Source organism: Chitinophaga ginsengisegetis (assembly GCF_900168065.1).
GTDB lineage: Bacteria > Bacteroidota > Bacteroidia > Chitinophagales > Chitinophagaceae > Chitinophaga > Chitinophaga ginsengisegetis.
In genome coordinates this window covers 231,213-256,484 of record NZ_FUZZ01000002.1, presented here as the reverse complement: position 1 = coordinate 256,484, position 25,272 = coordinate 231,213, and the positions used below count along the sequence as shown (strand labels likewise).

General features: G+C 49.2%; 16 protein-coding genes. 7 read left to right on the top strand and 9 right to left on the bottom strand.

The genetic code is table 11. The features are described 5' to 3' along the window. Positions 1–6 precede the first annotated feature (6 nt). Together B5Z18_RS14700 and B5Z18_RS14695 are read left to right on the top strand one after the other, a co-directional pair. Positions 7–1,104, top strand: coding sequence for a glycoside hydrolase family 26 protein (locus tag B5Z18_RS14700; protein ID WP_200817285.1), 1,098 nt, complete (start codon positions 7–9; stop codon positions 1,102–1,104). Positions 1,105–1,200: 96 nt separating this feature from the next. Then, the gene (locus B5Z18_RS14695) at positions 1,201–3,276 is read left to right on the top strand and encodes a CehA/McbA family metallohydrolase domain-containing protein (protein ID WP_079470238.1); all 2,076 of its coding nucleotides are present in this window, start codon (positions 1,201–1,203) and stop codon (positions 3,274–3,276) included. Here B5Z18_RS14695 and B5Z18_RS14690 read toward each other — a convergent pair. The 6 genes from B5Z18_RS14690 to nirB all read right to left on the bottom strand — a co-directional run bounded on the left by B5Z18_RS14690 (position 3,251) and on the right by nirB (position 13,846). Beyond that, complete coding sequence (locus B5Z18_RS14690) at positions 3,251–4,708, bottom strand: rubredoxin (RefSeq protein ID WP_079470237.1); 1,458 nt, start codon at positions 4,706–4,708, stop codon at positions 3,251–3,253. The two genes, B5Z18_RS14695 and B5Z18_RS14690, sit on opposite strands and share 26 nt — an antisense overlap. A gap of 2 nt (positions 4,709–4,710) precedes the next feature. Further along, positions 4,711–8,208 carry a nitrate reductase gene (locus B5Z18_RS14685; protein WP_079470236.1) on the bottom strand — a complete coding sequence of 1,166 codons (3,498 nt, stop codon included), beginning with the start codon at positions 8,206–8,208 and terminating at the stop codon, positions 4,711–4,713. Positions 8,209–8,228: 20 nt separating this feature from the next. Further along, positions 8,229–9,518 carry an MFS transporter gene (locus tag B5Z18_RS14680; protein ID WP_079470235.1) on the bottom strand — a complete coding sequence of 430 codons (1,290 nt, stop codon included), beginning with the start codon at positions 9,516–9,518 and terminating at the stop codon, positions 8,229–8,231. 18 nt (positions 9,519–9,536) lie between these two features. Beyond that, positions 9,537–10,859, bottom strand: coding sequence for an alginate export family protein (locus tag B5Z18_RS14675; protein ID WP_079470980.1), 1,323 nt, complete (start codon positions 10,857–10,859; stop codon positions 9,537–9,539). Positions 10,860–10,944: 85 nt separating this feature from the next. Next, entirely contained in the window at positions 10,945–11,322 is a 378-nt protein-coding gene (nirD, locus tag B5Z18_RS14670; protein WP_079470234.1) for a nitrite reductase small subunit NirD, read from the bottom strand. 25 nt (positions 11,323–11,347) lie between these two features. After that, positions 11,348–13,846, bottom strand: coding sequence for a nitrite reductase large subunit NirB (gene nirB / locus B5Z18_RS14665; RefSeq protein WP_079470233.1), 2,499 nt, complete (start codon positions 13,844–13,846; stop codon positions 11,348–11,350). 185 nt (positions 13,847–14,031) lie between these two features. Between nirB and cobA the strand changes: the two genes are divergently transcribed. After that, complete coding sequence (gene cobA / locus B5Z18_RS14660; protein ID WP_079470232.1) at positions 14,032–14,817, top strand: uroporphyrinogen-III C-methyltransferase; 786 nt, start codon at positions 14,032–14,034, stop codon at positions 14,815–14,817. Further along, positions 14,804–15,496 carry a Crp/Fnr family transcriptional regulator gene (locus B5Z18_RS14655; protein WP_079470231.1) on the top strand — a complete coding sequence of 231 codons (693 nt, stop codon included), beginning with the start codon at positions 14,804–14,806 and terminating at the stop codon, positions 15,494–15,496. Before cobA ends, B5Z18_RS14655 begins: the two co-directional genes overlap by 14 nt. A 66-nt stretch (positions 15,497–15,562) precedes the next feature. Here B5Z18_RS14655 and B5Z18_RS14650 read toward each other — a convergent pair whose 3' ends face one another. Continuing rightward, a complete protein-coding gene (locus tag B5Z18_RS14650; protein ID WP_079470230.1) occupies positions 15,563–16,237 on the bottom strand; it encodes a Crp/Fnr family transcriptional regulator in 675 nt (224 codons plus the stop codon). A gap of 110 nt (positions 16,238–16,347) precedes the next feature. On the opposite strand from B5Z18_RS14650, the gene B5Z18_RS14645 reads away from it, so the two are divergent. Together B5Z18_RS14645 and B5Z18_RS14640 are read left to right on the top strand one after the other, a co-directional pair. Further along, complete coding sequence (locus B5Z18_RS14645; protein WP_143313602.1) at positions 16,348–18,147, top strand: chloride channel protein; 1,800 nt, start codon at positions 16,348–16,350, stop codon at positions 18,145–18,147. A gap of 118 nt (positions 18,148–18,265) precedes the next feature. Continuing rightward, positions 18,266–19,276 (top strand): MBL fold metallo-hydrolase, encoded by a 1,011-nt coding sequence (locus B5Z18_RS14640; RefSeq protein ID WP_235015934.1) that lies wholly within the window; start codon positions 18,266–18,268, stop codon positions 19,274–19,276. Positions 19,277–19,279: 3 nt separating this feature from the next. Here B5Z18_RS14640 and B5Z18_RS14635 read toward each other — a convergent pair whose 3' ends face one another. Further along, on the bottom strand, positions 19,280–20,116 hold the full coding sequence (locus B5Z18_RS14635) for a class I SAM-dependent methyltransferase (protein ID WP_159454311.1): 837 nt from the start codon (positions 20,114–20,116) through the stop codon (positions 19,280–19,282). A 156-nt stretch (positions 20,117–20,272) separates the two neighbouring features. Here B5Z18_RS14635 and acnA point away from each other — a divergent pair, with 156 nt between their 5' ends. Continuing rightward, positions 20,273–22,999, top strand: a complete 2,727-nt coding sequence (gene acnA / locus B5Z18_RS14630) for an aconitate hydratase AcnA (protein ID WP_079470228.1) — start codon at positions 20,273–20,275, stop codon at positions 22,997–22,999. A gap of 25 nt (positions 23,000–23,024) precedes the next feature. Here the strand turns inward: acnA and B5Z18_RS14625 are convergent, their stop codons facing one another. Continuing rightward, positions 23,025–25,265, bottom strand: coding sequence for a monovalent cation:proton antiporter family protein (locus tag B5Z18_RS14625; RefSeq protein WP_079470227.1), 2,241 nt, complete (start codon positions 25,263–25,265; stop codon positions 23,025–23,027). Positions 25,266–25,272: the final 7 nt, after the last annotated feature.

Here is a 25,272-nt window from a genome sequence, read left to right as displayed (position 1 = left end):
AACCACATGAAATTATTAACCATTATCACCGCTGTATTGCTGGGCGCCATACCCACGCTCGCACAACAACAGCCCATTGATAAAAAGGCTACGCCGGAAACCAGGCAGCTGCTGCATAACATGGCGGCGCTGCTGGACAAAGGCGTCATTCTCGGTCACCAGGACGACCTGGCCTATGGCATGCAATGGGCCTATAAACCAGGAGAGTCTGACGTGAAACGGCTAACCGGACAATACCCCGGCGTTTTTGGATGGGAGCTGGGCCGCCTGGAAAAAGACAGCACCCATAACCTGGATGGTGTTCCGTTCGACTCTATCGTAGTATATATGAAATGGGTATACGAAAACGGCGGCATCAATACTTTCAGCTGGCATTTCAACGATCCCGTAACAAAGGCCACGGCCTGGAGCACTAATCCGAACACAGTAAAAAGTATTATCCCCGGCGGTGCGCATCATGGCGCTTACAAAGCTTACCTGGATAAACTGGCTGTTTATCTTCATAAAATAAAAAATGATAAGGGAGAAGGAATCCCTTTATTGTTCCGTCCGTTCCATGAGCATACCGGTAACTGGTTCTGGTGGGGCAAATCCTCGTGTACACCGGAAGAATTTAAAGCCATCTGGCAGTTCACCGTTACCTACCTGCGTGATGTAAAACAATTGCATAACCTGCTGTATGCATACTCTGCCGCAGATTTTGCAACAGAAAAAGAATACCTGGAACGCTATCCCGGTGATGCATACGTGGATGTGCTGGGCTTTGATGCTTACTGCAATAAAGACGTAGCCCATTTTGTAAAAGATCTTAACAACCGGTTAAGTATCCTTCAGCAAGTAGCTGCCACGCACCACAAAGTACCCGCCCTCACCGAAGTAGGCAACATCAATACACCACAGTCGGAGTGGTGGACAAAAACATTTGGACCCGTACTGGAAAAATATAAGATGTCTTATGCACTCTTCTGGCGCAATGGGCCAAAGGAAGGCGCTTTCATACCTTACGAAGGCCGGGTAAGCGCAGCAGATTTTATTAAGTTCGCTACACAACCACCGGTTATTTTACTGAACCAGTTACAAACAACTGCTGTTTATAAAAAATAGTAAGTTGTTATCAGGACAATTATATATTTTGTAGGGGAGAGATGATTACCGGGGAGGTAATAATTTCTCCCCTTTCTGTATTTAAATATCCACGTTATGCCCTTCTTTAAATATATTGTCAGCTGTTGTTTTCTTTACCTGCCTGTAGCGGCGCAGGTGCCGGTAAACCTGCATGGATACAAGCCCTCCGGCGATGTAAAGGTAAGCGTGGCCAATCGGCAACTCACTGCTGTGTGGAATGCTGGTACTAATCAACAGGCACGGATTGTACTGGATATGGAGCAGCGAAGCCCGCTCATCCATAGTCTCAGCTGGAACAAAGATAAAAAGGAATGGCAGCAGGTGGCGTCCGGTCTGCAACCCGTATTTTTTCTTACCACCGGAAAACGCGACCTGGTATCACAAAACGGCTGGAATATCTTCTTTGATAAAACGGCAAAATTACCGCGCACCACTTACCCGGTACAATTGCAGAAAGACAGTATCGCCGTTATTACAGATGGCTCCCGTACTGTTATTCGTGTGGCCGGCGCCACCGGAGGCCCTTTTAGCGGTGCGGTGGAAATAACCCTGTACAATGGCAGCGGACTGATGAACATAGCCGCCGTGATGACTACCCAAAAGGATTCTACCGCTATACTATATGACGCCGGACTAACGGCTACGGATATACCCTGGCAACAGATTCACTGGGCCGATCCCAAAGGTGTGATGAAGTCTGTGCCGGCAGTAGCAGATACCCAAAGCACCAATGTCGCCGTGAAATACCGCACCATCATCGGTGAAAGTAAAACCGGTAGCCTGGCATTATTTCCTGCGCCGCACCAGTTCTTTTATCCGTTGGATAATTGTTTCAACCAGTCATTTACCTGGTACGGGAATAGTTATAATAAAGCTGCACCCGGCTATGGTATTGGTATCCGGCAGGAACCGGAAGGGGATAAAAGATGGGTACCCTGGTTTAATGCTCCTCCCGGAACTGCACAGCGCCTTCATTTCTTTTGTTTACTCAGCCATACCACTGCCGGCCAAACGTTGCAGTATGTGCGCCGCTATACCCACAGTGATGCATATACGCCGCTCCCCGGATACTATACCATGACCAGCCACTTTCACCAGGAGCATACCGCTGATGTATTGAATAAACTGCCGATGCCGGAACTTCCTGCATTCATAAAAGCCTTTCGTGAAACGGGCGTGAACATTGTTCACCTGGGCGAGTTCCACGGCCCCGGCCATCCACGCGGTCCGGAAAGTGAACGCTTCCTTGAACAGCAAACACTGTTTAAAGAGTGTGAAAGACTATCCACTAAGCAGTTTTTACTGCTCCCCGGTGAAGAACCCAATAACTTCTTCGGTGGGCACTGGATGAACATCTTTCCTAAACCCGTTTATTGGGTAATGGATCGTAAGCCCTCACAGCCTTTTGTAACCAATGATCCTACCTATGGAAAAGTATACCGCGTAAGCAATAAAGAAGAAATGCTGCAGCTATTGCAAACAGAAAAAGGCATGGCCTGGACAGCTCATGCACGTACCAAAGGATCTACCGGGTTCCCGGATAAATATAAAGAGGAGGCATTTTTCACGGCTCCACAATTTATGGGAGCGGCCTGGAAAGCGTTACCCGCCGATCTTTCACAGCCTTATCTCGGTAAGCGGGCACTGGACCTGCTGGATGATATGGCCAACTGGGGCTTACACAAAACAATGATTGCAGAAGCAGACCTGTTTCGCATTACGCCGGAAGATGAATTGTACGGACATCTCAACGTAAACTATCTTCAGCTGGATCACCTGCCCGCTTTTAAAGATGGCTGGCAACCTGTGCTGGATGCCATGCAGCAGGGAAAGTTTTTTGTAACCACAGGAGAAATACTATTGCCCGCTTTTACCGTGAATGGAAAATCTTCCGGTAATACGATCGCCGCCGCACGGAAGGGAATTGTGAAAGTATCTGCCAGCTGGACTTTCCCGCTTAACTATGCGGTAATCATCTCCGGCGATGGAAAGGAGGTTTACCGGGAAAAAATTCCCCTGCACCAAACGCAGTCATTCGGATCAACCACGTTTACATTTAATACGAACCTGGAAAACCGTAAATGGGTACGGTTTGAATTGTGGGATGTGGCCGCCAATGGCGCGTTTACACAGTGTGTATGGATAAAGTAGCTTCATTAATCACTTTAAATTCATCTAACGGCGACGAACATACGGAGCAGCAATAATCGTCCGGTAAATCACTGAATAAAGTGCCTGCAGGTACCTGCTGTTCCGGATCTCCGGCGGCATCGTCGTATACCGTTAAACACACCTGGCATTGATGAACTGTCCGTTCGACAGCCGCAACAGGCGCCAGCGATTGCTGCTCCGTTACATAGTGCTGTAATACATCCGCCTCGCTTTCCCGTTCATAGAAAGTTCTGCACAACGCTACAATGTAAGGCCCCAGGTGCTCTTTGGAAACACCTTCCCGGTATAACAGCAGCTGTGCGGAATTGGCGTTATAACCCGCCGTATATAGAATGTCGTAACGCTGCATATACTTCAGCTTGCTGCCATGTTTGTTTTCCTGCTTGCGGATTACCACCGTTCCAAAAAGGCTTGCCGGCCGGTTAATCCTCACACTGAAACACAAACCATAAGTACGTACATCAGCCGTATCAAAATAGCGGATAATGTGCCGCTTTAAAACAAGCCCGTCTTCACAGTTATCTTCCACCTGCCAGTTTAATTCATTCGCGGCATGACGCACATTGATGCCGTATTTCCCTAACACATAATCCCAGAGCTTACGGTGAGCCGGCTCAATATTTTTAATGATCAGCGACTTCCACGGCGTGGCATATAATTGCCCGATGCGGGTTTCCAGGCAAATGGTACATACTTCTTTCAAAAAAGCAATCGGAAAATCTTCATCTCTCCGGTAAATACCTAACCAATAGCTATTGTCGTGCTTATTAAAACCTTCGTAGTAGGGCAAATGAAAAGCAGGAAGATCCGGCTCTTTCTCTTTTGCGCGACCGATGTAACTTGCTACCTGTTTTACCTGCTGGTACACTTCCTCCGGCGTATCGCCTTCATTGATGCTTTGCTCCAGTTGCTTGCTCATAGCAGCAATATTATTGGTATAGATCAGCTCCGGCCACGCATACAGCTGCTGGCTTCCCGGCATGCGGATATACAGGTACCAGTAATGTAAACTGGAAGAAGAGATCCAGTTGATATGCCCGGTGAACAACGGAACAAATGTTTGCTGACTATCACAGATATTGATCTTCAGCGTTGGCGTATAGTCGAACCCGTTAAATACATCTTTATAAATTCCCTCACTCAGCCAGCTGTCGTGGATAAAGATACCAGCCGCAGGGTAGGAGCTCATAATATTGGGCTGCTCCGCTATAGGCAGTTGTTTATCCGCGCAGTTCTTTTTAAAGGCGGCTAAATTTTTATCCGGTATATCTACCAGCAATTGTTGCCGTAAGCCAAAACGTACATGCGTAGCCTGCGCTGCTGCCGCTGTTTCCAGCAGCTCCAGCAGGTATCCCGGTGAAATAATACCACCGGTGAAATTAACGGGTAATGTATGCGTATGTTTAGCCATAATTATACAAGTGCTGCCACGGTTTTTTGAATTGATTTTTCCAGCAAAGCCTTTACCTCAGATTTACAGCTGCCACAGCCCAAACCAGCGCCGGAAGCCTGGCAAAGCTGTTGCAGGTTCTCACAACCTCCTGCTATCTTCTCCATAATATTACCTTCACCTACATTGCCACAGGAGCATACCAGCCTGCCAATTACCGGCGTTCCCTTTTTGCCGGAACGTAACAGTTCCAGCCGCTTATCCGACAACTCAATTTTTTGCTGAATAAGATCCCTGAATTCGATGAACTCCGATTTGTCGCCGATCAGGATGGCGCCCACCAGCCGGTCCTGGTGAATGATACATTTCTTATAATAACGTTTTGCTTTGTCAATAAACACTACTTCTTCATAAGCCGGATCTTTCGGTGTTTCCACCATGCCAAGCGAACAAAGATCCGTGCCATGCATCTTCAGGATGTTCATAAACAGGGAGCCCTGATAGTAATTGCTGATGTCGCCATTGAGATAACGGGCCACTACTTCTGCCTGTTGTTCCGCAGCGGCAGTGATGCCGTATAACGTACCATTGAAAGCCGCAATTTCGCCAATAGCGTAGATGTCCGGGTCACTGGTCTGAAGATATTCATTCACCACCACGCCCCGGTTGCACTCCAGTTGCGCCGCCTGGGCCAGCTCTATATTGGGAACCGTGCCAATAGACATGACCACTGCCTGGCAGGGAATGTACAGGCCGCTTTTCAGCTGGATGCCTTCCAGTTGATCCTGCCCGGAGAAACGGTTGATTTCATCATTATAATAGATGTCAATACCGCGGTCGGTAAGCTCTTCGTAAAGCAGCTGCCCGCCCAGCGTATCCAGTTGCCGGTCCATTAACCGGGAAGTACGTTGTATAACGCCAACGTCTATATTAATTTCTTTGAGAGATGCTGCCAGCTCTATTCCCAATAATCCACCACCTGCTATCATTACTTTCCCTTTGGATGGATCTATATGCTGTTTGAAGGCATCTGCATCCATCCGGGTACGCATCGTGAAAATGCCCGGTATGGGTGGAATATCCCGCAACGTGGCCGCCCGGCTGCCGGTAGCCATCAGCAGGATATCATACGTATGTACGTTCCCGTTACTATCGGTGAGTAACTTGTTGTTACGGTCGATATGCGTAATGCTTACGCCGCGGTGTAAGGTAATATTGTAGGACTTTTCTTCTGCACGGGTCATCTTCACCAGCTGCTTCCATTGCTGGGTGCCGCTGATGTAATCCGGTAGCATCACGCGGTTGTAAAATGGCAGGTCTTCTTTGCTGAACACCACTATTTCATCGGAAGTGTTTAGTTCGCGGTACGACTTTACAAATCCGCAGGCCCCGGCCCCGGCGCCTATTATCACAATCTTCTGTACCGGTTTCCGGTAGCGCGCTACCTGTACCGCTGCATATTTAAAGTCCGGCTGTTTGGAAAGAGGATCAAGCAACGGGCTGGTCAGGTTATTGGCGCGGTGAAGATCGTTGTGCAATATTTTCCCCCAATGCATGGGCAGGAAAACAACGCCTTTTTTGATAGTAGTGCTAAGCTGCGCTTTTACCCGTACTGTTCCGCGTCCGTTGGTAACGGTAACAATATCGTCTGCCGAAATGCCGCGCTGCCGTGCATCTTCGGGATGTATTTCAAGAAAGGAGGAAGAAATATGCTGTTTTAGCTTACTCACCTTACCTGTTTTGCTCATGGTATGCCACTGGTCGCGTATGCGGCCGGTGGTGAGTATCAGCGGCAACTCATTGCTGAGTGGCTCGGATCTGTTGTCATCGCCGAAACTATGGATTACCGCCCTTTCATCAGGGGTATAAAACCGGTGGTCGCGGAACAGGCGCGGCGTGCCGTTGCCCGATTGATAGGGCCACTGCACGCTGCGCTGTGCCTTGATAATATCATAGTTCAGTTCACTCACATCAATGTTGGTACCGGCAGTAAGACGGCAATGTTCATCGTATATCTCAGATACATTCGTATAGTCGAAGCCGTGATAGCCCATTTTTTGCGCAAAGCGGCAAATGATTTCGGCATCGGGTAACGCCTCGCCAGGCGCATCAGTCACTTTGGTGAGATAGCTGATGCGTCGTTCTGCGTTGGTCATGGTGCCCTCTTTTTCCGTCCATGCAGCGGCGGGTAATACCACATCTGCATAACGCAACGTTTCGGGCTTACTGGAAATTTCCTGCACTACTACATACTTTGCCTTTTGCAGGGCAGCTTCGGCAAAGCGGGCGTCGGGCAGGCTCACCAACGGATTGGTACACATGATCCAGATAGCTTTCAGCCGTCCATCGTTTAATGCGGTGAACATCTCTGTGGCAGTAAGCCCCGGCTTGTCGGAAAGCTCGGTGCCTCCCCAGAAAGCCTGTACCTCTTTGCGGTGCGCAGGATTGTTCAGCACGCGGTGCGCCGGGAGGAGATTGGATAAACCGCCAACTTCGCGGCCACCCATTGCATTGGGCTGGCCTGTTAAAGAGAAGGGGCCGCTGCCGGGTTTGCCGATATGGCCGGTGATCAGGTGAAGGTTAATGAGACTAAGATTTTTATGCACGCCCACGGAGCTTTGGTTCAAACCCATTGTCCAGAGCGTCATGAACCCGGTGGCGTTGCCAATGTAATCGGCAGCCTTGTGGATATTTTCCGCAGCAATACCGCAAATGGCCGCCGCTTCTTCTATGGTGCGTTCCATCACGGTATCCTTGTACTTATCAAAACCATTGGTATGCGCTTCCACAAAGGAACTATCGGTATGCCCGGCGGTGATCAGCGCGCGGCCTATGGCGTGGTGTAATACAATATCAGTACCGGGGTTTACCTGCAAGTGCAGATCCGCCAGCGCGCAACTTTGTGTTACCCGCGGGTCACTCACAATAATCTTCATAGCCGGGTTGGCTGCTTTCGCTGCTTCTATCCTGCGCCATAAAATAGGATGGCACCACGCCGGATTGGCGCCTGCCACAAAGATGCAGTCGGCCTGCTCTATATCATCGTAGGTGCCGGGCACTGCATCTTCTCCCAAAGCCATTTTATAAGCCACTACCGCACTGCTCATACACAGCCGGGAGTTGGTATCTATATTATTGCTGCCAATAAATCCCTTGATCAGCTTATTCACTACATAGTATTCCTCCGTCAGGCATTGCCCGGATGCGTAGAAGGCTACAGCATCCGGACCATGTTTTTTTATGATGGCTGCAAATACAGCGGCCGTTCTTTCCAATGCCTGATCCCATGTAACCCTTTGCCGTGGAAGGTTACGGTGGTACCGCATTTCAGGATACAGCAACCTGTCTGATGTATCCATCACTGTATAGTGCAGGTTCATACCTTTGGAACAAAGCATACCCTTATTAACCGGGTGTGTTTTGTCACCTTCTACATGCAGCTTGCCCTGCCGGTCTTTATGTACCACTATTCCACAGCCTACGCCGCAGTAACAACAGGTGGTTTTGAATGATGCTTGCATGCTAAAGGTTTTACAATGATTTATGATACCGCTACCGGTGTTCTTACCGGTGCTTCCTCAGCAGCAGGCTGCCGGGTAAAGCGTGTCAGCATTACAATACAGGAGATGGCAATAACTACATAGCCAATATACGTGAACGCCTGTACGTAACTGATACTGTCTGATTTAAACAGGAAGCCGAACATCATTCCGCCGAGGTTGCCCCCTGCGCCAACAATACCGCTTACCAGCCCCGCATTTTTTTCGTTGATAAAAGGTACGATGCCATAAGTGGCGCCATTGGCCATTTTCAGGAACAGCGCAAAGCTCAGCATGGCGATGATAGCCACTACCAGCGATCCTGCCTGTGCAAATAATAACAACCCGATTCCTTCCGCCAGCAGCATCAGGGCCAATAACCATCCTTTACCTCTAATGCCAAACCTGGCGCCTGCCTTATCTGAAATAATGCCTCCCAGTGCCCGCGCAAACAGGTTCATAAAACCAAAGATGCCGGCCCAGAACCCTGCACTGCCTTGCGAAAGTTGAAATGTATCTACAAAATGTAAAGACGCTACATTGTCAAAAGTGATCTCCATACCAAAACACATACCGTATGCCAGTGTAAGCGCCCAGATGCGCCAGTCGCCCAGCACAGACCAATCCGTTTTATTATCTTTCTTATTATAACCAATCTCATCAAAATTTCCGTTAGGCGTATCTTTTGTATAACGGTAATACAGGTACGCTACACCGAGCATCATCAGTCCCGGCAGTATCATGGCGTACCGCCACGCTTCCGGTTTGGTGTAACCAAAACCAACAATCGCGGCAAATATCACCGGCATCACCATGTTGGTAACGCCTCCGCCCAGGTTGCCCCAGCCGCCGGTAATTGCATTGGCGGTGCCTTTGATGGCAGGGGCGAACATAAGGGAGGTGTGAAACTGCGTAATAACAAAGGAACCGCCTATAACGCTGATGGCTAAACGGAACAGCATAAAGGAAGTATAGTCTTTTGATAACCCTACCAGGAATACCGGCAACGAACCCACCAGCAACAGCCGGATCGCGGTTTTACGCGGTCCCCAGGTATCACAGAGCCGGCCAATGATAAGCCGCGCTATGATGGTGCCGGATACGGAAGCAATAATGATATTACCTACCTGCGATTTGGTTAACCCGAGATCCGCACGGATAGTAGGCATCAGCGGCGCCAGCCCAAACCAGCCAAAGAAACAAACGAAGAACATCAGCCACGTAATATGGAACGTGCGCATCTGTATGGTATCAAGACTGAATATTTTTAATTTTTCTAAAGGAGCAGCCATGTGTTGTGTTTTTACAGGTTATTTAATCAGAAATTCGGGCCGGATATTAACCGATATATATGCCCAGTTACTGTTTGCAGCAGCGTTCTTTACATTTTTAACAGTAGGGGAAGACAGGGTGGCAGTACTCCAGAAATGGCTGTAACCTGCTTCCAGTCCTATCATTTTGGTAAGGGTGTAATTCGCTGTTACATCTGCTTCTGTTCCAAACTGTTTCTTCATGCCCGTTACATCGGCTGCACTGAAAAACTCGTGTACATCGCCGGTCAATGCCCAACGTTGCCCCGGCTTTAGTTTCGTTTTTACGTAATAGTCCTGTAATCCTTTATTCCCAAATCCGCTGGCCACATAGAAATAATCCATATTGCCCCAGAATTTATGCGGGGTGCCATACAGCGGATCAAAATCCGGACTGGTATAATCCGCGCCTGCGCCTGCGCTGAATGCTTTATTCACACTATAAAAGAAAGAACCTGAAAGTAAACTGCCGCTCACCGTTTGTCCGTTCCCGTTGGTACCAAACTGATGATACGCGGCAGCTGTATAAGTAAATCTGTTAAATGCCTGCGTGTAAAATAAACCCGTGGTCATACGGGTATTCACCGCTCCTTCGTATACTTTTACAGCCACATGTTCTACACTGTCGATGTGGTATTTTGAAAACTGATCTGTCAGGAAAAGAAAGGATAAATTGCCTTTGTTCAGCTTCCTGGATACATAGGCAAATTCCAGGCTTTTATACATATTGCCGCCATTGGTGTTCGCGGTATAATTACCGGGAGGCGTGGCATTGTATACACTGCCGCTGGCATTTTCTTTATTCTGGTTAAAGGCGGCGCCCACATGCAGGGTCCACGCATTACTTTCGTATTTCAACACTGCTGCGTCGTGCCGGCGGCCCTGTTGCAGCCAGTCGAGATTGCCCAGTAAACGGCTGTCGTCATACACCAGTTCCTGGCGGCCGATCTTCAGAGAAAGACTTTTATTCTTCACCACGGTATCTGTCAGCAATACTTCCGCCCACGCTTCATGCAGCATAAACCCGTTATTATCCGGGGTAGTGGTGCGGTTAATAGTAGAGCCGTCCTGTCCCCAAACACGTACATCCTGTACCGTTAGTCCCAGCTTGATCCGGTAGGCGCTGAAGCCGGCCATTAACCGGGTGCGCTGAGAGGTGAAGAAAGCTGGTGCGGCGCCTTCGGGCTGCGGAGCGCCTTGTCCGTTACGTAGTTCGGTGCGGGTTCTGAGTTGCGCACCGAGTGAGAGTTGGGCATAGCCGTACTGCGATAACAGCAGTCCGGGAAGTATCAACGATACCTTGCCTGGAAACCATTTTTTCATGTAACTTTGGTTGATTTTGAATGAGCCAATCATTTCCGGATCAGAAGCCCGGTTAGCCTGCCAGCTACCGGGTTTCGTTTTTTTATTATACACCTGCCATCTCCATCTCAGCAGCTACACCTATGTATACCATGTCGTCCACGATTTTTACAGGGTAGGTAGTGAGGGAACATTCGTGTTCGTCAGACAGGCAACGGCCATCTTTCAGGGAGAATGTTTTTTTATGAAAAGGACAGGCTACTTTAGGCTCATCTTGTACAGTGCCCGTCATACCGCGACTGAGCGCCATCTGCTGGCGGTGCGGGCAAAGGTTTTGGGTGGCATACCATTCATTTCTGCGGGCAAAATAGAACAGGGCTATCTGCTCTTCTTTGTACTTTACGCAAACGCCGCCATTGGTAGGTACATCTGATGTTTTGCAGGCCAGGAACCAGCTGGTAGTAGTTGTGTGAGTAGTAGACATAGCAGTGTATTTTTGTGTAAAGAGATTATTTCCATTCAGCGGCTTTCTTCTGAGCCCGCATCGTTTCAAATTTTACAGTCGGATCTTTATCGGTTGGTGCATTTACAAAGTGGGAGAAACGCTTGCGCAGTTCTGGGTTTTCCACCACTTCGCGCCACTCGCATTTGTAGTTATCTACCAGGAGTTGCATTTCTGATTCGAGCTGGGTGGCAATACCAAGACTGTCATTCACCACCACATTGCGTAAATAGTCCATACCGCCATCCAGCTTATTGAGCCAGGTAGCTGTACGTGTCAGCGGATCGGCCGTTTTGATGTAAAACATCAGGAAGCGGTCGATGTATTGGATACAGGTTTCGCTGTCGATGTCTGATGCCAGCAGTTGTGCATGTTGTGGTTTGGATCCGCCGTTACCGCATACATACAGGTTCCAGCCTCTTTCGGTGGCGATGATGCCAAAGTCTTTCGACTGCGCCTCTGCACATTCCCGGATACAACCGGATACGGCCGATTTAATTTTATGCGGCGCCCGCAATCCGCGGTAGCGTTCTTCTATCCGGATGGCGAAGCTCACACTGTCGTGCAGCCCGAAGCGGCACCAGGTAGAGCCTACGCAGCTTTTTACTGTACGGAGTGCTTTACCATAAGCATGGCCACTTTCAAAACCTGCTGCAATCAATTCTTCCCAGATGTTAGGCAGATCACTGAGGTGTGCGCCAAACAAGTCGATACGTTGTCCGCCGGTGATTTTCGTATAGAGGTTATATTTAGTACCTATCTGCCCGATCACTACCAGTTTTTCCGGTGTAATTTCTCCACCGGGAATCCGGGGCACTACAGAGTAGGTACCACCTTTCTGGATATTGGCGAGGTAGCGGTCGTTGGAATCCTGCGCTGTATCGTTGCCTTTATCGAGGATCATATCATTCCACAAACTGGCCAGGATAGATGCTACCACTGGTTTACATACTTCGCAGCCTTCCCCGCTGCCGTAATGGTCCAGTACTTCATCAAAGGAACGGAGTGATTTTACTTTGATGAGGTCCAGCATTTCCTGGCGGGAGTATTGGAAGTGTTCGCATACCACGTTGCGGATATATTTGCCCTGTGCCTTCATGGTGGCGGTGATCAGGTCTTTCACCATTGGTGTACAGCCACCACAGCAGGTACCGGCTTTGGTACATTTCTTTACTTCGTCCAGTGTTTCACGTCCATCGGTCACCGCCTGGCAGATAGCGCCTTTGCTTACGCTTTCACAGCTGCAGATAATGGCTTCATCCGGAAGCGCGGTAACGCCCGCGCCGGTATCGGCACTGCCGCTTCTGTTACCCAGCAGTAAATCTTCCGGGTTGGCCGGCAGGACCAGTTTGTTTTTGGTGGTTTGCAGCAGCATGTTGTAGGCGGCTGCGTCACCTATTAATATACCCCCCAGCAGGAACTGGCCATCGTGTGTGATGTTGATCCTTTTGTAAGTGCCTTTGAATTTATCTTCAAATACAATGCTGTGGCAGCTTTCCGGGGCAGGGAACGGGTCGCCGAAGCTGGCCACATCCACGCCGATGAGTTTTAATTTGGTGCTCATATCAAACCCGGTGAAGGCTTTGGCTTCACCGGCGATATGGGAGGCGGCCACTTCCGCCATTTCATAACCCGGGGCCACCAGGCCGTAGATCATGTTGTTGTAAAGTGCGCACTCACCGATGGAATATATAAAGGAGTCACTTGTCTGCATTTGTTCATTTACCACAATGCCACCGCGTGGACCAACGGCGATACCGGCAGCACGTGCCAGCTCGTCGCGTGGTTTAATACCGGCAGACACAACCAGGATGTCTGTCTCCAGGATAGTATCGTCCGAAAACTGGAGCCCTGTTATTGCTTCATCTCCCAGTATCTCCCGGGTGTTTTTACCGGTAAGCACTTTCAGCCCCAGGCTGGCCAGCTTGTTTTGCAGGATGCCGGAGCCCTGTTCATCTATCTGGCGTGGCATGAGGCGGGAGGAAAACTCCACCACATGCGTATTATTAATACCGAGGTCCAGGAGGGCTTTGGCAGCTTCCAGTCCCAGCAACCCGCCGCCTATTACAGCGCCGCTGCGGGCTGCGGGGGCATAGGCCTTCATCATTTCCAGGTCTTCTATAGTGCGGTAAATGAATACGCCTTTTTTATCCATGCCGGGTACCGGTGGTACAAATGCGGCAGAGCCGGTGGCCATCACGAGGTAATCGTAGGTTTCCACGATACCTTTATATGACTGTACGGTTTTATTGGTGCGGTCAATTTGTAATACCGGGTCGCCGAGGTGCAGGCGGATACCCTGCTCTACGTACCAGTCGGCCGTAGCCAGCAGCAGGTCGTCGGCTGTTTTGCCGTCAAACCAGGAGGTGAGATGTACGCGATCATAAGCGGGACGGGGTTCTTCTCCAAATACAACCAGTTCAATCGGGGTGTCGGCAGATTTGGAAATGATCTTCTCACAAAATTTGTATCCCACCATACCGTTTCCTATAACTACTATTTTCATTCGATTATATTTAAGGATCAGAAATCTCTAGTTATATTATGAATTAATTAATATAATAGTATTTTTTGTTTTGGAGACGATTTTTAAGGTAGGTGTATGATGTTAATTATAAAATTAAGCGTTTTTGTTTTAATTTTAGGCATGCATAGCTGTTAAGTCTTCATATAATTTTAAATGTCATATGTATGCAGGTATCAAATCCATCTCTATCTTTAGTCGGAGCAGGACCCGGAGATCCTGAAATGATCACGCTGAAAGCGATTAACACCATCCGCCGGGCCAACGTCATATTATATGATGCATTGGTAAATGAATCCCTGCTCACTTATGCCTTGCCGGGTGCGATCATTAAGTTTGTAGGTAAAAGATATGGTTGCCATGCCCTGTCCCAGCAGGAAATAAACCACCTGATCGTGGAAATGGCGCTGGCCCACGGCCATGTAGTACGGCTCAAAGGCGGCGATCCCTTTGTATTTGGCAGGGCTGTGGAAGAAATTGAAGCCGCCAGGAAGCATGGAATCAAAGTGGCCATTGTGCCAGGAATCTCCAGTGCAGTAGCGGTACCGGCATCCCAGATGATACCGCTTACCTGCAGGGGCACCGCGGAAAGCTTCTGGGTAACCACCGGCACCACCAAAAGCGGCGATATTTCGAAAGACATCGCGCTGGCGGCGCAATCCACTGCAACGGTAGTGATATTAATGGCCATGAGTAAACTGGAAGGTATCATGGATATCTTTCACGCACACGGCAAAGCAGCTACACCGGTAGCCATTATCCAGGACGGCACCACACCACAGCAAAAAATGGTGATCGGTACCGTAAAGGATATTGCCTTACGTGCGCAGGCCGCCGGATTGGGAAATCCTGCTATTATAGTGGTAGGAGAGGTTGTAAAGCTGCAATCCCTGCTGGCAGATGAAACATTACAACAATTACAAAACAGCAATACGATACATGAAGAAAGATAAACAGGGTTGTGATGGTAAAACTTGCCTCCTTTGCCGGTTATCCCTGAAAGAATGGGCCCCGGCAACAGCATTGTACCGCAAAAATTTTACCCTGAACAAAGGAGAAACCCTGTTTAAAGAAGGTGATAAAGTAGAAGGCATCTACTTTATTTATGAAGGCCGCATGAAAGTGCATAAACACTGGGGCTCCGAAAAAGAACTCATTGTCCGCTTTGCACAGAAAGGGGATATCGTTGGCCACCGCGGCATAGGCGGTACGGAACATTATTATCCCATATCAGCCACTGCATTGGAGCCGGTAAAAGTTTGTTTTATAGAGATGGACTTTTTCCAGGCGTCTCTTAAAATCAATCACGACCTGCTGTACGAACTCATGTTGTTTTATGCACAGGAACTGCAAACGTCCGAAAAGCAGATGCGTAACCTTGCGCATATGTCTGTTAAAGGCCGCATGGCCAATGCACTGATACAGCTCCAACAAAAGTTTGGTTTCAACAAAGACGGGTTTATTGACCTCGCGCTTAGTAAACAAGACCTCGCCTCCTACATCGGCGCTACTTACGAAACCACTTTCCGGGTGTTGAATGAATTGATAGAAGAACGGCTGGTAGCCGTTTCAGGGAAGAGTATCACTATTTTGAATGAAGATAAGTTAGCCCGGCTTACGGCAACCAGTTAGCCTGCCAGCGGGCGTTTCCGGATCAAGTCCACCTCAAAGGCGTGTATGCGCCGTGGTTACTTCCCTTCAACCTCCAACAATATACCTGCGCAGCTTTTTCTCGTTTAATATCGTTATCGCCCTGCCTTCCGCAGTAATCAGCTTCTCCGCGATAAACTCCTGCAAATTGCGGTAAATAGTTTCATAGGTGGTGCCTGCAAAAGCCGCAAGATCCTGGCGGCTGATGGTAAAATGAAGCGCCTTATGCAAGCGGCTGAGTTCCAGCAAAGCGTCTGCCAGTCTGCCTTTTACGTCCATATGCACCAGGTTGCGCATCTTCCGTTCTGCTTCCTGTAATTCGTCGGCGTAAAACTGCATCAGCTTCAATGCCAGGCTGGGATTTACTTTCAGCGATGCCTCAAAAAACGACAGCTCTGTATAACACACCGTGGTGTCTTCCAGCGCGGTGGCGGAAACAGTATACAATCGATCTCCGCTGCCCAACCCGCGATGCCCGAGGATATCCCCTTTCTGTGCAAAGCGGACGATGAGTTCTTTTTCGGCCCCCCATTGCTTATGCACTTTCACTTTGCCATCATACAAAAAAAAGATCCCCTTTACCGGGCTGCCCTCCTGGAAAATTGTTTCATTCTTCTTATAAAAAAGATGCTGCCTGTGATCTGATACCGCCGCAATCCATTCAGGGATGCTGTACTGGCATAAAAAACAGGTGTTTAGATCGCAGGTTCCGGCTTTCTTCATGACTGCAATACTAATGTTTTTTCGCGTTTTTGGAAGAAAAAATAGGTTTTAATATGATTTGAATCATATTTTTGCATTGTTTTAAAGATGTAATTGTTACTTTATATAGTATGAATCACAAAAAAGAGCAGAAATTTGCCGGAAACATGTCACGGAGGGTGTTTTACCTCAGTTTGCAGGCATGTATCAACGCCCTGGTTATTGGCGTAGTGGCAAAAGCACTGGTGTTGCTGATCAGTCTCATTACCAACCTGTCGTTTTACGGGAAATTTTCATTTGAAGAAGCAGGGCCGGCAGGAAACCATCTGGGCATGCTGGTAATCATAGTACCCATCATAGGTAGCCTGATAGTGGGGGTGATGGCGCGTTTTGGCAGTAAAGCCATCCGCGGTCATGGTATCCCGGAGGCGATGGAAAACATCATCGGCAATGAAAGTAAGATCCCGCCGGTGATTACATTGCTGAAACCCTTGTCTGCTGCCATCTCTATCGGTACCGGTGGTCCCTTTGGTGCGGAGGGCCCCATCATCGCTACTGGTGGCGCCATTGGCTCCTTTATGGGGCAGGTGATCCATATTTCTTCGGCGGAAAGAAAAGTATTGCTGGCAGCAGGCGCCTGCGCCGGTATGGCCGCTATCTTCGGAAGCCCGCTGGCAGCTATTTTGCTGGCTATTGAACTGCTGCTGTTTGAATTCTCTCCCCGTTCGGTGATCCCCGTGGCCATAGGCTGTATCGCCGGCGCCGGTATGCACATCCTGTTGTTCGACAGCACCCCGGTTTTTGCCATGCCTCCAATCCCTGCGGTAACGGATATCGCCCTGGTTACTTATGTGCTGATGGGCGCTATCATAGGCGTAGTGGCGGCTTACGTGTCGAAGTCCGTTTATTTTGTGGAAGACCTGTTTGAGAAATTACCCATTCACTGGATGTGGTGGCCGGCACTCGGCGCCATCGCAGTAGGTGTGACCGGCTACTTCGCCCCGCACACAATGGGTGTGGGCTATGATAACATTAAAACACTGTTAACCGGCAACGCGCCGCTGGCACTGCTGGTATCGCTTTGTGTGCTCAAATATCTTTCATGGGTGATTTCCCTGGGCAGCGGTACCTCCGGCGGAACGCTGGCGCCCCTGTTTACCATCGGTGGCGCCTTTGGAGCATTGCTGGGTGTGGCAGTGATGCATCTATTCCCCGGCAGCGGCATCAACATCGCTACAGCGGCGTTGATTGGTATGGCTGCCATGTTTGCCGGCGCCTCCCGCGCATTGCTCACGGCTATTGTATTCTCACTGGAAACAACCGGGCAAACACATGGGCTGCTGCCGCTGATAGCCGCCTGCACGGCCGCTTATTTTGTGTCGTTCTTCCTGATGAAAGGCAGTATCATGACAGAAAAGATCCGCCGCAGAGGCGTGGCCACCCCGGAAGAATATACCCCTGATATGATGCAGCTGATCAATGTGGCGGCCGTGGCCACCAGCCCTTCTGTAGCGCTGGAGGAAGAGACCACCCAGGCGCAGGCACATCAGTTGCTGCAAACAGTTTTTTATCACTACCGCTACCTGCCGGTAACAGATCAGACCGGGCATTTCAAAGGATATGTAAACCGGCAGCACCTGTCCGCCGGAAACAATACGCCTCTCCGGGGCCTCCTGGAATCATCTGCGCCCTACCTGTACCCCGCCGATGATATCAATCTCGTTACAGAACTCTTCGATAGCTATCCGCCGGATATCCTGGCGGTACTCGATGCGGGAAAGAAATTAACAGGCATTGTCACTGCCGATGCGGTGCTGAGAACCTATGGCGAACGCCGCAAGGCTACCGCAAAGTATCATTCTGCTTTCTATGGCAATACCCGCCTGCTGCGGTTAATGGCGCGGGGCAAACGCCTGCTGGCACGGCCTTAACATCCTGACATAACGGTTGAAATGCAGGTCCGCTCTTTTGGGCGGGCCTTTTTTTACGCCCCGTAAAATATTCTCCTGCGCTGCCCGTCTTCCTATAAAAGCGTCTTAACTTTAATACATGCAGCGGAAATTACCTTCCATAAAAGAAAGAATACAACAGTCTCAGAACTTCCGGAACGGATCCTTTCAGAACCTCTCCGTTACGCCGATGAAGCCGGAGGATGTTACTTATTTCACCATGCTCCGCAAAGTGCTGAAACGCCCGGCAGATGTACGGCCTCCCGGACCTATGCCAACAGTGCGCACGGATCTGAAAGCATTGTACTCGGAAAAGCCCGTAGTCACCTGGTTTGGCCACTCTTCTTATCTCATCCATGTAAAAGGATTTAATATACTGGTAGACCCCGTGTTTAGCGGCAGCGCATCGCCCATGTCATTTATGGTAAAGGCATTCCCCGGAGCTGATGCCTATACGCCCGCCGATATGCCTGAAATAGATCTGATGATCATCACCCACAATCACTATGATCATCTTGATAAAAAAACATTAGCACAGCTAAAGCCCCATACCAAAAGAATATATACCAGCTTAGGCGTTGGCTATGATCTGCAGCGCTGCGTGGCAACCGGCAACAATGTCACGGAAATGGACTGGTGGGAAACCCGTGAAATCGCAAAGGATATCACCCTAACGGCTACGCCTGCACGACATTTCTCCGGCCGTGGAATTAAAAGAGGCGGTAGCCTCTGGTCTTCTTTTGTACTGGAAATATTCGGGTATAAAATTTTTATCGGCGGAGACTCCGGGTACGACACGCATTTCAAAGCCATTGGTGATAAATTCGGTCCGTTCGACCTGGTGATACTGGAATGCGGGCAATACAACGATTACTGGCCTTTCATCCATATGAACCCGGAAGAAACCGTGCAGGCGGCCATCGACCTGCAGGCACGCGCCCTGCTGCCGGTACATTGGGGCAAATTTGTACTGGCTATGCATGCATGGAATGACTCCCCGAAACGGGTGACTACCGCCGGCGCGCAAAGGGGGCTGCTGGTTACCACGCCCCGCATAGGAGAGCCGGTAACCGTAGGCGCACATTATCCGCAGGAGCATTGGTGGGAATAGTTCCTAGATCCGGAAGCTCACCATTTCCACAATGCCTTCACCGGGCGCATGAAACAGATGATTGTCCCCGGTGAGCTTTTTCTCCGTTTCACACAAGGGCTCCACTGTATCCAGTATTCCATCCAGCTGGTATAATAAGCCTGCAATATCCGCCCGGTTATTCACATTTACCGGCCGGCCAATATAGTTTTCCAATACTTCCTTCACTGCTTTGTGATAAGACAGGAACCTGGCAGGTACTTCTTCTTCAGATAGAGAATAATCCAGCAACACCAGGTGATGTTGCTGTGGCGTTTTAAATAACTGCATCACCTGCACAAACGCATCGTTAGAGATATAATGAAGCACGCCCTCAAAAACAATGATCGCAGGAATCTCTTCCCGGTAGCCGTTTTCCAATAACTTACTCCATAACAACGCAGTATCCGTTATATCACATTTGATAAAACGGATCAGCGGATTGCCCGGCATGATCTCTTCATAGAGTTGCTGCTTTTCTTCAATATATCCATTATCCACTTCTATAATCCTGCTGATCTGTTGCGGGTAATTTTCCAGGAGATATAAAGATAAAGGGTCCAGTCCGGCGCCCAGCATAACCACCTGTTGACCCGGAAATGCCGGCATGCGCTCCCGCAACATCCGGCGGATGCTTTGTTTTCGCAGGCATATCATATCTGCAATAAACGGATATTGCTGTTTCAGTTCATCATAGAAACCGCTGGTTTCGCTAAAATCGATCGCTTCTATATACTGTTGCTGCAGTGGTGTGGTATACAATTGCATGGCTGCTTCCAGCACCAGGCGGGAAGTGGAGGGTACTTTTAATTTTTCGGTCATTTTGAGGTGCATTTATAATAAAGCTAATATAGGCCAATGCATGGCTACAGCAGGGTTATTTTAATATTAATGGTTCATAAACGCTTCACAATAAGGTATATTTAATAAACAAAATGGTAGCATCATTGTTTCACTAAAATGTCAACAACTCAGATTATGCAGCCACGTATCGCATCACTCAGCAAACTGGAACAGGACGGTAGAAAAATCTCCCGGTTGCCTTTCTCGATCAGGATCTTACTGGAAAATGTTCTGCGGAACCATGACAACTTCGCCATCACCGACGAACACCTGGAAACATTGGTAAACTGGGACCCCGCAGGGACGGACAAAGAAATACCTTTTAAGCCCGCGCGCGTACTGATGCAGGACTTTACCGGTGTAGCCGCCGTAGTGGATATTGCTTCCATCCGTGCAGAGGTGATCCGTAAAGGAAAAGACGGTGCAAAAATTAACCCGGCCATCCCGGTGGATCTTGTGGTAGATCACTCTGTGCAGGTCGATTTCTTTGGAACAGATTACTCTTATACAAAAAATGTGGCCTATGAATATGAACGTAATAAAGAACGTTACCAGCTGCTCAAATGGGCGCAACAGGCTTTCGATAATTTTACGGTAGTACCGCCAGGCATGGGTATCTGTCACCAGGTAAACCTGGAATACCTCGCCAAAGGCGTTATAAGCCGCGATGGCTGGCTGTTTCCCGATACATTGGTTGGCACCGACTCCCATACCCCCATGGTTAACGGTATCGGTGTACTGGGCTGGGGCGTAGGTGGTATTGAAGCAGAAGCTGCTATCCTGGGCCAGCCCATCTATTTCTCCTGTCCCCAGGTGATCGGGCTGCGTCTCACCGGCCGGCTCACAGAAGGCGTTACCGCCACCGATATGGTACTCGCCATCACGCAGCTGTTGCGTAAATACGGGGTGGTCGACAAATTTGTGGAAGTATTCGGCGACGGACTGGACTTCCTCTCTGTACCCGACCGCGCCACGATCTCCAATATGTCACCGGAATTTGGCTGCACCGTTACTTATTTCCCGATAGATACGCAAACATTGCAATACATGCACCGCACCAACCGCTCCAAAGAGGATATTGCGCAGGTGGAAAACTATTGCAAAGAAAATATGCTCTGGCGTCATGGCAGCGAGCAAATCACCTATACGGATATTATTGAACTGGACCTCGGACAAATACAATCCGCTGTAGCCGGGCCTAAGCGGCCACAGGACCGTATCCTGGTCCGCGACCTGCACAACGAGTTTGAAACCCTGCTCAGCAAGGAATTTAAACGCATGTATACGCCCGAAGGAAAACGCCGCGACACCGCCTGGTTATCGGAAGGAGGCTCAGGTACCGCTTTTACCTACGAAATACAAAAGCACGTAGAAGAAGTAGCGGTAGAACTGGATTATCTTAAATCCGTACGTATTAAACTGAAAAATGAAGAATATGTACTGAGCGATGGCGCCATTACCATTGCCGCTATCACCAGCTGTACCAATACTTCCAATCCAAGCGTGATGATAGGCGCAGGGCTGGTAGCGAAAAAAGCTATCAGTCGCGGGTTGTATGTAAAGCCCTGGGTGAAAACCAGCCTGGCGCCAGGTTCAAGGGTAGTAACGGAATACCTGAAACGCTCGGGCTTACTCTCCGAACTGGAAGCGCTGCGTTTTCATATTGTTGGCTACGGCTGTACTTCGTGTATTGGTAACAGTGGTCCGCTGCCGCCGGCCATCGCGGAAGCGGTGGAGAAAGGAAACCTGGTGGTGGCATCTGTACTTTCCGGCAACCGTAACTTCGAGGCAAGGGTACATCCGCAGGTGAAGATGAACTTCCTCGCCTCGCCATTGCTGGTGGTAGCCTACGCCATTGCAGGCCGCATCGATGTGGATATGCTCACCGCCCCGCTGGGCTACGACCCCAATGGCGAACCCGTATACCTCCGTGATATCTGGCCCACCCAGCAGGAAATCAACGACGCTGTAGCCGCCGCAGTAAAGCAGGAAGATTTTGAAAATATCTACAAAGTAATATTCGACGGTGACGAACAATGGCGCGGTTTACTGGCGCCCTCCGGGAAGGATTATCACTGGAGCAACGACTCTACCTATATCCGGGAAGCGCCGTTCTTTAACGGTTTGTCTGAATTCCCGCTTCCCGTGGAAGATGTAAAAGATGCACGCGTGCTGCTGAAACTGGGAGACTCCGTCACCACGGATCATATCTCTCCGGCGGGTTCATTCAAACCGGATACGCCGGCTGGTAAATACCTGCTGGACCGTGGCATTGATCCACGCCTGTTTAACTCCTATGGCTCCCGCAGGGGAAACCATGAAGTAATGATCCGCGGCACCTTTGCCAATGTGCGTATTAAAAATGAGCTGTCGCCCAAAGAAGGTGGTTTTACCACCATCATTCCATCCGGAACAGTATTGCCCATTTATGATGCGGCGCAGCAATATGCTGCTAAAAAAGTGCCGTTGATTATACTGGCCGGAAAGGAATATGGCAGCGGTTCGTCGCGCGACTGGGCTGCAAAGGGCACCAATCTTCTCGGTGTAAAAGCAGTGATTGCAGAAAGCTACGAACGTATTCACCGCAGCAACCTGGTAGGTATGGGCGTACTTCCACTCGAATACCTGGAAGGAGAAAATGCAAACACCTTAAAACTTACCGGAACTGAATTGTACACCATCAGCGACATATCTGCTGGTCTCGTTCCAAATAAAATACTAACGGTAACGGCTATCCCGGCAGAAGGGGCGCCCATTGTTTTCAAAGTAAAATCCAAGCTGAACTCCCTGATAGAAATAGAGTATCATCGTCATGGTGGTATTTTGCAGTATGTGCTGCGGGCGTTTCTTGAAAAAGCATAGGATCGCCGAAGGCGATCCTATGCTTTTATCTGCCCCGTGAAAATTCCAGGATCTTCCGGCGGTTACCCACCAGCCAGACTACATCTTCCCATTCAAACTCCGTTTCGGAAGCGGGGTTAAGGATCTTTTCACCGCCGCGGGCAATACCCACCACCAGCGCCTGTGTTTTTTCGCGGATGCCGGAACCGCGGATGGTCTGGCCTTTGAGGCCATTGTGCTCATCCACCACGATGCTGGTGAGGCCAATGTTTTCATCTGCCACATCATCACTTCTTTCTACATTCAGCGTGTTCACTACCCGGTTAAATTCTTCCAGCTGCGCTTCCGTGCCAATAGCAGTAAGGATATCGTGCGGGAACAATTTTTCATCACGGGTAGGGGCGTAGATGGTCACATTGCCTCTCTTAATGGCTCCTACGTTGATGCCATATTTCTCCCGCAGCTGCAGATCTATCAGCGGCTTATCCACCAGGGTTGACCATGGATCAATTTCCACCTCAGAAACCTGCGCATCCCAGGGCAGAAGATCTGCTGCTGTGGCTTTATTATTAGCTGCATCGGCCGTTTCACGGGCATTCAGATTGGTAAGAAAGCGGCTTTCAATACGGTTATAATATTTCTGTAATTGTGAACGCAGTACCAGCAACACGCAGGCCAATATAATGGCGGTGCCCATCAACGCCTGCCAGAAAGGGAAGTACTGGTTTACCAGGAAACCCACCAGCAGCACCGCCACCACGTTACGTACCACTTCCACCACTACCAGCGGTCCGTGATTGTATTTGGAGTCCAGCCACAACGCCTTGTAAGAGTTGCTCGAAATTTTCTGTACCATCAGCGCCCAGATAAACGGCGACATCATGGCAATTCCAATGATCACACTCACCAGCTCCGCCAGGAACAGGTTCTTTACATATTTTATCACAAACGGACCAATATAGTAGGTGTTCAGCAGGATCACCGCGAGGATGATCACCGCATTGAGTACAATCACTTTTACATAACTGCGCAATACAATACGCCAGTCGCTTTCCGCCTGTAAGGTTTGTGAACTGGCGCTATACCGGTTCAGGGTGGCCATCCAGCGCGCGGGGATAATTTTCTCCAGCCAGTTGTAAAACGGTATGGAAAACTTGATCATGTAAGGCGTTGTAAAAGTAGTAATGGCCGAAACGCCCACGGCTACCGGGAACAGGAACTCGCTGGTCACACCCAGTGAAAGCCCCAGCGTGGCAATAATAAAGGCAAACTCACCTACCTGCGCCATACTCATACCCACCTGAACGGCCTGTTTCAGCGGCTGACCGGATAATAATGCTCCCATAGTGGTGCTGAAAAATTTACCGGTAATAGTTAACAAGGTTATCCACAACACCGGCCACCTGTATTCTATAATCATTTCCGGGTTAATGAGCATACCTACCGATACGAAAAAGATAGCGCCAAAAAGATCTTTTACCGGTTGTATCAGGTGCTCCACTTTTTCAGAAGAGGTGGTTTCCGCTATGATAGAACCCATGATGAAGGCGCCCAGTTCTGCGGAGAAGCCCACTTTGGTAGCCAGGATCACCATGCCCAGACAGAGTGCTATACTCAGTATCAGCAGGGTTTCACCATTCAGGTAACGTTCTATTTTTTTGAGTGCAGTAGGTAACAGGAAGATACCCGCCAGGAACCATACGGCCAGGAAGAACATCAGCTTGGCAATGGTAAACAACATCTCTGTTCCTTCAAATTTACGGCTCACTGCCATTGTAGATAACAATACCATCATGAGGATCACCACAATGTCCTCTATCACCAATACACCGAATACGATTTTGGTAAAGGACTTTTTCTTGATGCCTAATTCTTCAAAGGCGCGGATAATAATAGTAGTGGAAGAACTGGCCAGTAAACCCCCGAGGAACAGGCTGTCCATAAAACCCCAGCCCATCAGTTTACCGGTGAAATAACCGGCTACCGTGATAAGCGCTATTTCTACAAATGCGGTAATGGTGGCAGTACCTCCCACCCGCATCAGCTTTTTGAAACTAAACTCCAGACCCAGTGAAAATAAGAGGAAAATAACGCCGATCTCAGACCAGGTTTTTATGCCTTCCGCATCCCCGATAGTGGGAAATAGTTTGAAATTGGGTCCCACTATAAACCCCGCGATGATATACCCCAGCACCATCGGCTGTTTCAGCCGTTTAAACAGTAATGTAATAACTCCCGCCGCTCCTAATATTAATGCCAGGTCAATGATCAATGATGGTAGATGCATACAGTAA

Excerpts from the sequence above, each read along its gene's own strand:
- B5Z18_RS14655 (WP_079470231.1), top strand. The coding sequence starts at position 14,804 with ATGAAGAAAGATAAACAGGGTTGTGATGGTAAAACTTGCCTCCTTTGC.
- B5Z18_RS14685 (WP_079470236.1), bottom strand. The coding sequence starts at position 8,208 with ATGCAAGCATCATTCAAAACCACCTGTTGTTACTGCGGCGTAGGCTGT.
- B5Z18_RS14695 (WP_079470238.1), top strand. The coding sequence starts at position 1,201 with ATGCCCTTCTTTAAATATATTGTCAGCTGTTGTTTTCTTTACCTGCCT.
- B5Z18_RS14700 (WP_200817285.1), top strand. The coding sequence starts at position 7 with ATGAAATTATTAACCATTATCACCGCTGTATTGCTGGGCGCCATACCC.
- acnA (WP_079470228.1), top strand. The coding sequence starts at position 20,273 with ATGCAGCCACGTATCGCATCACTCAGCAAACTGGAACAGGACGGTAGA.
- B5Z18_RS14680 (WP_079470235.1), bottom strand. The coding sequence starts at position 9,518 with ATGGCTGCTCCTTTAGAAAAATTAAAAATATTCAGTCTTGATACCATA.
- cobA (WP_079470232.1), top strand. The coding sequence starts at position 14,032 with ATGCAGGTATCAAATCCATCTCTATCTTTAGTCGGAGCAGGACCCGGA.
- nirB (WP_079470233.1), bottom strand. The coding sequence starts at position 13,846 with ATGAAAATAGTAGTTATAGGAAACGGTATGGTGGGATACAAATTTTGT.
- B5Z18_RS14635 (WP_159454311.1), bottom strand. The coding sequence starts at position 20,116 with ATGACCGAAAAATTAAAAGTACCCTCCACTTCCCGCCTGGTGCTGGAA.
- nirD (WP_079470234.1), bottom strand. The coding sequence starts at position 11,322 with ATGTCTACTACTCACACAACTACTACCAGCTGGTTCCTGGCCTGCAAA.
- B5Z18_RS14650 (WP_079470230.1), bottom strand. The coding sequence starts at position 16,237 with ATGAAGAAAGCCGGAACCTGCGATCTAAACACCTGTTTTTTATGCCAG.
- B5Z18_RS14675 (WP_079470980.1), bottom strand. The coding sequence starts at position 10,859 with ATGAAAAAATGGTTTCCAGGCAAGGTATCGTTGATACTTCCCGGACTG.
- B5Z18_RS14690 (WP_079470237.1), bottom strand. The coding sequence starts at position 4,708 with ATGGCTAAACATACGCATACATTACCCGTTAATTTCACCGGTGGTATT.
- B5Z18_RS14645 (WP_143313602.1), top strand. The coding sequence starts at position 16,348 with ATGAATCACAAAAAAGAGCAGAAATTTGCCGGAAACATGTCACGGAGG.
- B5Z18_RS14625 (WP_079470227.1), bottom strand. The coding sequence starts at position 25,265 with ATGCATCTACCATCATTGATCATTGACCTGGCATTAATATTAGGAGCG.
- B5Z18_RS14640 (WP_235015934.1), top strand. The coding sequence starts at position 18,266 with ATGCAGCGGAAATTACCTTCCATAAAAGAAAGAATACAACAGTCTCAG.